This window comes from Streptomyces sp. XY006 (assembly GCF_002237655.1).
GTDB lineage: Bacteria > Actinomycetota > Actinomycetes > Streptomycetales > Streptomycetaceae > Streptomyces > Streptomyces levis.
In genome coordinates this window covers 153,911-165,313 of sequence record NZ_NOKT01000010.1, presented here as the reverse complement: position 1 = coordinate 165,313, position 11,403 = coordinate 153,911, and the positions used below count along the sequence as shown (strand labels likewise).

Here is an 11,403-nt window from a genome sequence, read left to right as displayed (position 1 = left end):
CGGAATACGCCGCACACGGCCGGCGGGCAGCTGGCTCTCTTCTCCGGTGAGTGCTTTGATCCTGCGCACGGCGCAGCCGCCGGGGCGCAATTGCGGTTTTCGGGAATGCCCGGGAATCGCGACGCCCAGCGGCGCTCACCGCCATTGCGAGACATTCACGCGAAGGGAAACACCCCCATGAACCTCACTCCTCGGGTCGACGTCGCCGAGCTGTCCGACGCGGACCTGGAGCAGATCTCCGGCGGCAACGCGGGCGTCGGCGCCTCCGCGGGCCTCGTGGGCGGGCTCTCCGCCGGCCTGGTCGGCCCCCTGACCGGTGAGCTCTGCGCCACGGTGCAGGGTGCCCTGTCGGCGGACGGCGCCGCGCTGGGCGGCCACGCGGGCGCGCGCACGACCTCGCTCTGACGTACACCGCGCGAAGGCCCCGGGAGACATTCCCGGGGCCTTTTCGCGTGCCGGGCGGACTTCCGCCGTGGTCACACACGTGGGGAATTCGCGCAGTACGTGACGGATGCATGGACACCACGGGGGTGGGTAACACGGTGCGGGGCCGTGACGCAGACTTACTCGGACCCCTGAGAAACCGGCTGTGAAATCGACAGGAAGACCACTGTGCGATCCGAAGCGACCCGAACCGCCGAACTGCCCATCTACGAAAGCCTCATACGCGAACGCGGTGACGTCGTCGAGGAGGCCCGCGCGGTGGCGGAGAAGACCCAGCAGCAGATGAGCCAGGCACTGGCCGGACACGCCCCGGCCCCCACCGAGCCCGGCGAGCACTGACCCGGGGCTGCCGGGCTCACCCGCCGAGCGGGTCGTGCCCCCAGTTCATCAGCGAGTACCGCCACCGCGTGTCCCGCACGTCCCCGGAGGGCCGCTGGGCGAGGTGACGGCGGACGTAACCGACGACCTTGCGCATGTGCCGGTAGTCGTCGTCCGAGAGGTCGCCCTTCTTGGTCCGCAGGATCGTCACGATGCGGCGGCCGGAGGCGTGCCCGGTGGACTCACCCCCGTCCTGGTGCTGGCCGGCGTCGCGGGAGTCGTCCGACTCCAGCCACTTCTCCAGTTCGGCCGGTGTCATGTTCACCAGCTTCCGGAAGTCGTTCCAGGTCTCCTCGCGCTCCTCGCCGTCCACGCCGCCTCACTTCTTCTTCTTGAGCGCGGACGGCTTGTGCACCGCGTTCCGTCCCGACTTGTCGCTGCGCACCTCGTACTGCGGTTCGTCCTCGGAGGCGTCGACCGTGCGGCCGGCCGCCTCCGTCCGCTCGGTGATCTCCCGCTCCACGGTGCCCTCGGTGCGGCTGCCGTGACTGCTCCAGGTGACCTTGTCGCCCTTCTTCGGCTTGCCGCCCTTGCTGCGGTCATTCGCCATGCCGGTGCTCCCTCGCGCAGAAGTGTGCTGTCCCTCCAGCCTGCGGGCTCGGCGTCCACCCCGCAGCCCGGCGGACGGCACCCGGGTCGCTCCCGACGAACGCCCACACCATCCGGGGCTCCCGGTTCCCGGGTGCTGTCGGCGTGAAGCAACCAGGCGCGGTCCGTCCGGGGCACCGGCGGGGACGGTCAGGACTCCTTCCACACCAGCACGGTCAGCACGGCGCTCGCGACGGTGACCGGGACGGCGGCCTGGTTCAGCAGCCGCACCCGCATGCCGCGGCCCGACGCCAGTCGCTTGGTGACCGGCAGGACCACGAAGGTGCCGCCGCCGGTCCCGGCCACCTCGTGGATCGGATGGTCGGCGCGCAGCTCCTCACCCTGGTACTCCGACATCCGTGCCTGCACGACCGCGCCCGCCGGCAGACCGTCGATGTGCACGCTGAAGGTGCCGCTGAACCGGGCCGGACCGCGCGCGAAGACGCTGCCGCCGGTGGCGTGGTCGCCGGTCTCGTCGGTCCACTCCTCGGCGAACTCGACCGAGTCCCAGGCGCCGGGCGCGAGTTGATACGGCCCGGCGATACCGAGGTTGACGTACTGGGGCATGTCCTCTCCTTCCCACACGCCCGCCGGGAGGGCCAGGGCGTCGGCGACGTCACGGCGGAAGTCGGCCATGTCGAACCCGCGCGGGTCGACCTTCCAGTCGCTCCATTCCAGGTGGCCTATCGCGCTCTTGTGGCCCCAGCCGTGCGCGCGGCAGACCGCGGCGGTGGCCTTGACCATGGCGAGGTACTGCGCCGGCGGCCACGGGTCCCTGCCGTCGCCCCGGTTCTCGCACTCCCAGCCGTAGAAACGGGCGTTGCCGTCGACCGCGCCGCCCGAACCGTCGTGCTCGTGCGTCGGGGGCGGGTACGTGCCGTACGACTCGCCGATCACGGCGTTCAGGACGTCACCGTCGCCGCCGCCGGCGTGGTTGGCCCGGCCGTTGCCGGTCAGGTGGACCACCCCGTCCTTGGTGATGCAGCCGGTGGCAAGCGGGCCGGGCAGGGCGCTGTGGCCGTGGTAGATGAGGCCGACGACGTCCGTGCCCGGTCCGGTCACGGTGTGGTGGATCATCACGCCGTGCACGGGCCCCCAAGGTCCCACGTGGTTGCGGTTGTTGGTGCGCCAGCCGGCGACCTCGCGCACGGAGCAGCCCTCGGCGCGCAGCGCGGCGACGAGCCGGGCGGCGGTGAGCGGTGTGGCCATGGTTCGGTCCTCCGTTTCGGCGCGCGCGAGGCGGATGTCCGGGGCGGTTCGTGGGGGGGCGGGGCCGGGGCCGGGCGGGGCGTGGGAGCGGGTTGTGGGGGGGCGGGTTGTGGGGGGGCCGGGGCGTTCCCGGCGCAGCTCAGGGGGTCGCGAAGTGTGGGGGTGGAGCGTGCGGGGCGGTTCGCGCGGGGTGGGGGCGCTCAGCGCGGATCGTCGCGCCGGAGGGACCGCGTGAGCGCGCCGGGCCCTCACCATTCTCGCGCCGTGCGTGCCGTCACTCACCTCGCCGTACGCCCCTTCCATGAATTCGGCGGGAATACGCCCCTGCCGCACCGGCACGAAGAAGCCGCTGCCAGGCCCCGCCTGACCGGGTGTCAGGGGAGGGACGGTGTCCCGCGGGGTGCCCAGCCGTCCGTCTTCCCGGTGCCGCCGAGGGCACACCACTCGCGTGCCCCGCCCACAGGGGGTGCCCCCGGGATGCCCGCCGGCGACCGGCACACCGGCGGTCGGTACGCTGCCGGGGACCCGGGGACCCGGGGCCCCGGGGGCGCCACAGCCACCTGCCCCTGCCCCTGCCCACCTGCCCCTGCCCCTGCCCCTGCCCCTGCGACCTGCTCCCCCGCACACCACGCGCCCGAACCGCTCCCGAAAGCCCGACCAGATGCGATCGCTGTGGCCGACCGGCCCCGCCTCCCCGACCTCCGGTGCGCTGCGCGGACTGCGCGCCGGGTTCCTCGCGGTCCTGTGCGTGCTGCTGCCGTCGGCCTGTCACGTCCTGGACCGGTGCCACGCGCCGCGCTGGACCGTCGTCGCGACGATCGCCGCCGTGGCGCTGCCCGGGTGCCTGTTCCTGACGCGCCGCCGGCTGTCGGACGCGCAGGTGCTGGGCGCCCTGCTGGCCGCCCAGGCAGCGGCGCACGCCGCGTACGCGCTGGCGGGCGTCTGCCGGGCGGCCGGGCACGCCACGCCCCCGGCGGGCGCACTGCTGGCCGGCCACCTGATCACCGCCGTCGTCGCGGCGCGCCTGCTCGGCGTCACAAAGCGGCTGCTGCGGCAGGGCAGGCCGCTGCTCACCGCCGTCCGCCGGCTGCTGCTCCTCGCCTGGCCCCTGCTCGGCCGGGTCCACGGGCCGGGACCCCGGATCACCGTCCGGGAGAGCGCCTCGCCCCTGAGGTCGGCCCTCCTGGCACGGCTGCACGAAGGGCGGGCCCCGCCGCGCCCCGGGATCGCCTCCGCCCCGTCCTTCTCCGGCTGACCCACCCCCGGCACCCGCACCTCTGCGCCCCCAGGCGCCTTCCCCGCGGGCCGGTGACGCCGGAGCATCCCGGCTTCCCGCGTGGAAGGAACCATGAGCAAGTTCAAGAAGCACCTGTACGTCGCCGCCGTGCTCGTCGCCGGCTTCGCCGCCGCCCTGGCCTCGTTCCTGCTGCTCTCCCCGGACGATCGCGGCAGCGGCGGCCCGGATGTGCGGCCCGCCGCCGAGGCGCTGCCGGTACGCCCCGACAGCCACCGGCTGAGCGCGCCCGCCGAGAGCGAACTGACCGTCGTGGAGTTCCTCGACTTCGAGTGCGAGGGATGCGGCGCGATGTACCCGGTCGTGGAGAGACTGCGCGAGGAGTACGGCGACCGGGTCACCTTCGTCGCGCGCTACTTCCCCATGCCCGGCCACCGCAACGGCGAACTCGCCGCCCGCACCGCCGAGGCCGCTGCCCGGCAGGGCAAGTTCGAGAAGATGTACGTCAAACTCTTCACCACCCAGCGCGAGTGGGGCGAGTCGCAGGACTGGAAGCAGGACGTCTTCCGCGGTTATGCCGAGGATCTGGGCCTGGACCTGGCGAAGTTCGACGCCGCCCTCGCCGACCCCGAGGTGGCCGGCCGCGTCCTGGACGACCAGCGCGACGGACTGGGCCTGGGCGTCCAGGGCACCCCGACGTTCTTCGTCGACGGGGAGATGATCCGGGTCCCCGCCTCCTACGAGGAGTTCAAGGCCCTCATCGAGGACCGGCTGGCCGACTGACGCCCCCACCGGGAGGACGGTCCCTCTCAGGGGACACGTCTCAGGGGGCACGTCTCAGGGGACACGTCTCAGGGAAACACGTCTCAGGGAAACACGTCTCAGGGGACGCGGAAGCCCCGGAAGGTCACCCGCTTGCGGGTGGTGAAGCCGAGGCGCTCGTACAGGGCGAGCGCGCCGGTGTTCGCCTCGGCCACGTGCAGGAAGGGGCGTTCACCGCGGGCCGTGACGCGCGCGGCGACCGCGGTGATCAGCCGTGCGGCGTAGCCGCGCCCGCGTGCCTCGGGGGCGGTGCAGACGGCACTGATCTCGGTCCAGCCCGGGGGCCGCAGCCGTTCCCCGGCCATCGCCACCAGCTCACCGTGCTCACGGATGCCGAGGTACGTGCCGAGTTCCCGGGTCCGCTGCCGGAACGGCCCCGGCTGGGTCCGCGCGACGAGGTCGAGCATCTCGGGCACGTCGTGCGGCCCCAGTTCGACGACGGCGGGCCCGGCCTCCTCCCGCTCGGCCGGGACGGCGCCGGACCACACCAGCTGCCGGCCCGCCATGCCGAAGACGAGTTCCCAGTCACGCGGTGGAGTGGCCGGAGCGCTGAACAGGTCGGCGAGCTCGCCCGGCCCGAGCAGCTTCGCCAGGTCGTTCCACTCGGCCGCGTCCGGGTCGGAGGAGACCGCGGAGAACGACGCGACCTCCGGCTGGAAACTCACGGCCCGGCCGAGCCGGCGGGCGAGATGCGCGTGCCGGCCACCGAGGGACCCGCCCACCGGGTCGTCGAGGGCCGGGACGTCGCGATCCGTCATCGTCTGCACCTCCGTGTCGCCGCGCACTCCGAACGGTGCGCCAGGGAAATCGTGTCAGGCGCGGTGGCGGAAGTAGGCACCGCCCGGTGAACGCACGTTCATACACTGCACCGATTACGCTCCCCGCATGCCGACGGACCACTTCGCGAACGACCCGCGCACCAACCTGGAGCGCATGGAGGCCGGCGATCTGTACATCGCCGACGACCCGGAGATCGCCCACCGGCAGCAGCGGGCCGTCCGTCTGGCCGCCCGCTACCAGGCCGTGTACGCCGAGGACGCCGAGGCGGCCCAGCCGGTGCTGGCCGAACTGCTCGGCTCCGTCGCGGCCGGGGCGCACGTCCGCCCGCCGCTGTACGTCGACTACGGCAGCAACATCACCATCGGCGCCCGGACCTTCGTCAACTTCAACCTCACCGCCCTGGACGTCGCCGCCATCACGATCGGCGAGGACTGCCAGATCGGACCGAACGTCCAGTTGCTCACCCCCACCCACCCCCTGGAACCGGGGCCCCGCCGCGACAAGCTGGAGGCGGCCCGGCCGATCACCATCGGCGACAACGTCTGGCTCGGCGGCGGGGTGATCGTGTGCCCGGGGGTGACCATCGGCGCCGACTCCGTGATCGGTGCCGGCGCGGTCGTCACCAAGGATGTGCCCGCCGGGGTCGTCGCCCTGGGCAACCCCGCCCGCGTGGTACGCAGCCTGTAGACCCGACGCCACGGCCCCGGCCACACCGCCCCGGGACGCGGCACCCGCATCCCGACGCCCATCTCGCCACCCCGGCCGACCCGGATGACTGCCCCGGCGTGGCAGCGCCTGTCAGCCGTCTGCCGAGGCAGGAGGAGGCAGAGGCTCGCTGCGGAGGTGGTGGGTGAGGCGGGCGCCGAGGTCGGGGGTGAGGGGGCCGGCGTGGTCGAACCCGAGCTGAGCAGCCAGGTCGGGGAGGTGGAGGCGGGCGGCCACGTCGAGGAGCCGAGCGTAGGTGTCCGCACAACTGCGGGTGCGGTGCCTGGCGGTCGCCGCCAGGACCAGGGCCACCGGGGCGGCCGGCCACCACCACCAAGCGAGCGGTGCGTACAGCACGGCCCAGCCGGCCAGGGTCGTGGCGCGGGCCAGCGCGGCTCGGGCCTCGGAGATCCGGGCGCCCAGCGCCTCGGGAAGGACGGGTTCGAGGTAGGGCCACAGGGTGGCGAGGTCCAGGCTGTGGTCCCGGTCCAGGCGCAGCGCGACGGCCTGGACGCGGTCCCCACTCCAGGTCGGCCGCTCGGGCCGTTCCAGGGCGATGCGGGTGCGCCGTGCGAGAGCTGCGCGCCCCACCGCGGGATCGGGCCGGTCGGCAGGGTCGGGCGCGAGGGTGAGCCGTCGCTGCTCGTGGTAGACCCTGTGGGCGTCGTCCCAGCGACGCTGCCTGCGCCGTACCCACCAGCCGGCCGGCACCGGCAGCCCGAGCGGCCACTCCTTCCAGCCGACTGCCAGAACCAGGCGTTCGACCAGCGCACCCGCTGCCTCGGCGACGATCCCGGCCGCGGCCGAGGCGATCAGAATCGCTCCCACCAGCACGATCTGCCCGCCGACCCCGGTCACGGCCGGCTGCTTGGCGACGGTCGTCACCTCCTGGATCAGCCTTGCGGCGTCCAGGGCGTGCCGCTGCCCCAGGGTGTGCGCGGCAGCGGCCGTGGCGAGGTAGAGCACCCCCGGCAGGACCAGCAGGGACAGCCACCGGTCGGCAAGCTTCTTGCCCAGCTCGCCCCACAACCCGCCCACTTCAGACCAGCCGTTCCCGGATGAGTTCCCGACGGCTGATCGAGCAGACCGGCCGGGCGACGGCCACCTCGCTGCCGTGCCGCCCCGTGCACTGCCGCAGTGGACAGCGGAAGACGATCTGCAGCGGCTCCAGACCGCTCGGTTCCCGGGCACGGCCCTGACCGGCACCGTGGATGCTCACGAAGCCGTCGGTCGCGGCCCTGAGCGCCGCGTCGACCTCGGCCAACAGCCGTGCGGCCTGCGTCGCGTCGGCACCGCAGACCGCCCGCAACCGCGCCAAGGGCGTCGTCGGATCGGTGCCGTCGTCGCCGAGCAGCTCCCGCAACTCCTCGAAATGGGCGCACACATACGCCAGACCCGCCGCGTCCCTGCCCGACACCCCGACCCTCCCCGTCCCCAGCCGGAGCATGGTCCCACCAAATCCCTTCCCACGGAGGGCAATTGCCCCGAAAACCCTTCCACCCCCTAGCCTGGGCCGGACGACGCAGCCGCGCGAGAGGGGGGACCGCTGAAGGGGATCGAGGAATCCGCGCAGGGTTCACCGAGCGATGGTGCGGTGGACCTCGTCGGTCTGGTGCTTCACCACATCCGGGCGTACTCCGGCACGAACGACCCCCGGACCGCGCTCGCGGCAGCGCCGTTGTGGGCCGCGGGCGCGCTGATCCACGAGATCAGCGAGCGGCTGTACCAGGATTCCGTGACCGAGGACGACGTGGAACTCGCCCTCCTGGTGGGTGCCCTGCTCGGCACCCGTCTCCAGGCTCTCGGCGAGGAACAGACCCCCTTGGACCATCACGCCTGGCTGTCCGTGTTCGGGCTCCTGCACGCGATCGCTCCGCAGGTCGTTCCCGAAGACCTCGCCGAGGCGTTCGCCGACGCACCTCCCCCTGTGCCGGAACGGCACACGCTGCTGAGCGCGATGGGCATGGTCCTGCTCCAGGCATGCGGACGGACCAAGGACGCCAAGCTCTCGGGCACCGCCATCTCCTTGTGGGAGGCCGCGCTGGAGTCCGCTCCCGAGGAGGAGCAGCCTGCGATCCGGGGCAACCTGGGCAGTTCCTGGAGGGAACTGGCCGAGGTCCTCGGCGAACCCGACCTGCTCAAAGTGGCCGCCCACCACATGGACCAGGCGGCCGGCGCGGCCGAAGGGAATCCGGAGAGGCCGCGGATGTGGGACGGCCTCGCGACAGTGCTGGACGCCCTGTTCGACCACCACCACGACGTCGCCGACCTCGACCGGGCGATCGGCGCCCGACGGGCGATGGTGAAAGAGGTCCTTCCCGAGGCCGGTCAGTGGTTCCAGCTCGGGGTCCTGCTGTGGAAGCGGTACCAGTACACCCGGGTCGAGAGATATCTGAACGAGGCCATCGACGCGGTCGCTCGCGAGACCGGGATCATGCCCGGCGAGCACCCGGTCCTGCCCGGAGTGCTGGGCAGCCTCGGGAACATGCTGCTCGCCCGCCACGCCGCCACCGGCGACCTGGACGACCTGAAGGCCGCTCTGGCCGCCACGGCCGCAGGCGAGCGGCTCGCGCCACCGGAGCATCCGCAACGCGCGGCGCTGCACCGGAACACGGATGCCTTGCGACAGCGCTACGCGTCGGCCCTGAGCGGTCAACCCCCGGATGGACCTACCGGGTTGGGCCTCGAACCGCCGGAACCGGATGTCCTCGTGACGCTCGCCAGGAGTCTGCTCGGCCAGTTCATCCGATGCGGCGACTCGGCGGATGTGGAGGCGGCGCTGCGGCTCTCCCGGGACGCGCTCGCCGCGCTCCCCGGCCATGCCCCAGCCCTGTCCACGGAGTCCGCCGCGCTGTTCCACCGCTTTCGTCTCAGGGCCGAGCCGGCCGATCTCGCCGACGCGTTCGACTCCGCCTCCGCGGCACTGGCCGCCACTCCCGACGACGCTCCCGTCCGTGTCGACCGCCTGGCCGCCCTCGCGTTCGTCCTGCGGATCCGGTTCGAGACCGTGGGCGACCTGGAGGACCTCACCGCCGCGATCGAGGCGGCCGAGGCCGCTGTCGGCCTTGCCGACCGCCTGGGTGCCCCCGAGCACACGGCGCCGGCCGTCCTCAGCGGCCTCCTGCTCGCCCGGTTCGTCACGCTGCGCCGCCGCGGGGACATCGACCAGGCGATCGCCGCCGGCCACAAGGCAGTGGACAGCGCGCCGCCCGGCCCGGAGACCGGCCGCGCGCTGACCCACCTGGCCGCCGCCCTGCACGCCCGCTACCACGCCCTCGACCAGCGAGAGGACCTGGACCGTGCGATCACGGCCCTCCGCACGGCGATCTCCGCCACCCCGTCCACCCACGTGGACCACCCCGTCATGCGGCTCAAACTCGCCGTGGCTCTGCGCGACAGCGGCGACCGGGACGACCTCGACGCCTCGGTGCTCATCCTCCGCCGGACGGCACGGGATCTCGCCGCCCGCAGTCCCGGCGACCCCCAGCTCGCGCACCTGCAGTCGGAGCTGGGAGCAACCCTCCTGAGGCGATGGTCCAAGGGCGGCGGTCCGGCCGAGGACGTCCACACTGCCCTGGCGTCCTTCCGGGCCTCCACCGCGAGCGTGAACGCCTCGACGCGAACCCGCCTGTTCTCGGCCTTCCACTCGGGCAGACTGGGCATGCTGACCGGCGACACCAGGGGCGCGCTCGCCGACTACCGCACGGCGATCGAGCAGTTGCTGCCCCGGCTGGCGGACCGAGGCATCCCCCGGACGTCGCGGCTGGCGCAGATCGCGCAACTGCCCTTGCTGGCCAGCGATGCCGCAGCGGCCGCGATCGCCGCGGACGACCTGCGCGGCGCCGTCCGGCTGTTGGAGCAGGGGCGCTCGGTGATCTGGTCCCAACTGATGCAGACCCGCGCCGACCGGAACGCGCTGCGTGCCAGGCATCGCCTGCTGGCCGAGGAGTTCGACGCGATCTGCGCCGAGCTGGAAGGCGGTGGGCCCGGTCCGGACGGCAATCACACCGAAGTGCCCGGGGGCGGTTCGCGGCGCTGGGGGCTCAGCGAACGGTTCGACGACGTCCTGGCCCGGATCCGCGGTCTCCCCGGCTTCGCCGACTTCCTGGAGCCGCTGTCCTTCGAGGATCTGCACCGCGCCGCCGACGACGGCCCGGTCGCGATCATCAACATCAGCAGCCACCGCTGTGACGCCCTCCTGCTCACCTCCACCCCGGGCGAAGACCCGGTCAGGCTGGTCGAGTTGCCCGGCGTCACCGCCGAGGACATCGAGCGCAGCGCCGCCGGCTTCCTCGACGCCGTCAGCCGGCTGAACGAGCCCGGGCTCGCTCTCGGCCCCATCGAGGCCCACGCTCTGGGAACCCGGATCACGGACACACTGCACCGGCTCTGGGAGGACATCGCCGAGCCCGTCCTCGCCGAACTGGGCCTGGACCAGCCGCGTGCGGTGATGCCCCGCATGTGGTGGTGCCCCACCGGCCCCCTGGCCCTTCTCCCCTTGCACGCCGCCGGGACGAACGGCTCGCGGGTCATCGACCGGGTGATCTCCTCCTATACCCCCACCCTGGACTCACTCGTCAGGGCCAGAGCGCACCGCCCGTCCCGGCGGCCGCAGTTGCTCGCGGTAGGGGTGGCCGACGTACCGGGAAACGACGGAACCTCCGCGCCCCCGGCTGCCCTGCCCGGCGTCCGCAGCGAACTGTCCGTGCTGGGCGAACTCTTCGGCGACGGGCACACCCTGCGGGCCGAGGAGCAGGCTGTCATGCCCGCCGTCCTGTCCGCCCTGCCCTCGCACCCATGGGTCCACTTCGCCTGCCACGGCATGCACGACCCGGACGACCCCGCCGCCAGTCATCTGGTCCTGCACGACGGCCCCCTCTCGGTGACGACCATCGCCGAACAGGACCTCTCCGGTGCGGAACTCGCCTTCCTCTCCGCGTGCCACACCGCCCGAGGCACCAGCGCCCTCGCCGACGAGGCGATCCACCTGGCCGCCGCTTTCCAACTCGCCGGCTTCCAGCACGTCGTCGGCACCCTCTGGAGCCTCGCCGACGGCCCGGCCCCTGACATCACCCGCGATTTCTACCGGGCCCTGAGAACCTCGGACCAGGGCGCGGGCGGCAGTGCCCGGGCTCTCCACGACGCCGTCCAGCGACTCCGCCGGGACCCCGCACACGCCGCACGCCTGAACTGGGCCTGCTACGTCCACGTGGGCCCGTAGCGCTCCAAAGTCCTTTCCTGCC

The 11,403-nt window shown here is 73.1% G+C and carries 12 protein-coding genes; 6 read left to right on the top strand and 6 right to left on the bottom strand.

The genetic code is table 11. From position 1 onward, the window contains the following. Window positions 1–177: 177 nt before the first annotated feature. Entirely contained in the window at window positions 178–405 is a 228-nt protein-coding gene (locus tag CHR28_RS14005; protein ID WP_094053924.1) for a hypothetical protein, read from the top strand. Window positions 406–612: 207 nt separating this feature from the next. Next, window positions 613–783: a hypothetical protein gene (locus CHR28_RS37770; protein WP_179272429.1), complete on the top strand. Its 171-nt coding sequence runs from the start codon at window positions 613–615 to the stop codon at window positions 781–783. Between the two features lie 16 nt (window positions 784–799). Here CHR28_RS37770 and CHR28_RS14000 read toward each other — a convergent pair whose 3' ends face one another. From CHR28_RS14000 to CHR28_RS13990, 3 genes are all read right to left on the bottom strand, one after another. Continuing rightward, window positions 800–1,135 carry a DUF3140 domain-containing protein gene (locus tag CHR28_RS14000; protein ID WP_094053923.1) on the bottom strand — a complete coding sequence of 112 codons (336 nt, stop codon included), beginning with the start codon at window positions 1,133–1,135 and terminating at the stop codon, window positions 800–802. Between the two features lie 6 nt (window positions 1,136–1,141). Beyond that, complete coding sequence (locus tag CHR28_RS13995; protein ID WP_094053922.1) at window positions 1,142–1,372, bottom strand: DUF2945 domain-containing protein; 231 nt, start codon at window positions 1,370–1,372, stop codon at window positions 1,142–1,144. Window positions 1,373–1,560: 188 nt separating this feature from the next. After that, window positions 1,561–2,619, bottom strand: coding sequence for a peptidoglycan recognition protein family protein (locus CHR28_RS13990; protein WP_094053921.1), 1,059 nt, complete (start codon window positions 2,617–2,619; stop codon window positions 1,561–1,563). A gap of 661 nt (window positions 2,620–3,280) precedes the next feature. On the opposite strand from CHR28_RS13990, the gene CHR28_RS13985 reads away from it, so the two are divergent. Then, on the top strand, window positions 3,281–3,874 hold the full coding sequence (locus tag CHR28_RS13985) for a hypothetical protein (RefSeq protein ID WP_094053920.1): 594 nt from the start codon (window positions 3,281–3,283) through the stop codon (window positions 3,872–3,874). Window positions 3,875–3,967: 93 nt separating this feature from the next. Then, window positions 3,968–4,636 carry a DsbA family protein gene (locus CHR28_RS13980; RefSeq protein WP_094053919.1) on the top strand — a complete coding sequence of 223 codons (669 nt, stop codon included), beginning with the start codon at window positions 3,968–3,970 and terminating at the stop codon, window positions 4,634–4,636. 98 nt (window positions 4,637–4,734) lie between these two features. On the opposite strand, the gene CHR28_RS13975 is transcribed toward CHR28_RS13980, so the two are convergent. Further along, entirely contained in the window at window positions 4,735–5,433 is a 699-nt protein-coding gene (locus CHR28_RS13975) for a GNAT family N-acetyltransferase (protein ID WP_094053989.1), read from the bottom strand. Between the two features lie 127 nt (window positions 5,434–5,560). Here CHR28_RS13975 and CHR28_RS13970 point away from each other — a divergent pair, with 127 nt between their 5' ends. Continuing rightward, entirely contained in the window at window positions 5,561–6,142 is a 582-nt protein-coding gene (locus CHR28_RS13970; protein WP_094053918.1) for a sugar O-acetyltransferase, read from the top strand. A 111-nt stretch (window positions 6,143–6,253) separates the two neighbouring features. On the opposite strand, the gene CHR28_RS13965 is transcribed toward CHR28_RS13970, so the two are convergent. Both CHR28_RS13965 and CHR28_RS13960 read right to left on the bottom strand, forming a co-directional pair. Continuing rightward, complete coding sequence (locus CHR28_RS13965) at window positions 6,254–7,198, bottom strand: hypothetical protein (RefSeq protein WP_094053917.1); 945 nt, start codon at window positions 7,196–7,198, stop codon at window positions 6,254–6,256. A 1-nt stretch (window position 7,199) separates the two neighbouring features. Further along, window positions 7,200–7,577 carry a hypothetical protein gene (locus tag CHR28_RS13960; RefSeq protein ID WP_143655838.1) on the bottom strand — a complete coding sequence of 126 codons (378 nt, stop codon included), beginning with the start codon at window positions 7,575–7,577 and terminating at the stop codon, window positions 7,200–7,202. Window positions 7,578–7,754: 177 nt separating this feature from the next. On the opposite strand from CHR28_RS13960, the gene CHR28_RS13955 reads away from it, so the two are divergent. Continuing rightward, window positions 7,755–11,381, top strand: coding sequence for a CHAT domain-containing protein (locus CHR28_RS13955; RefSeq protein ID WP_094053915.1), 3,627 nt, complete (start codon window positions 7,755–7,757; stop codon window positions 11,379–11,381). Window positions 11,382–11,403 lie beyond the last annotated feature (22 nt).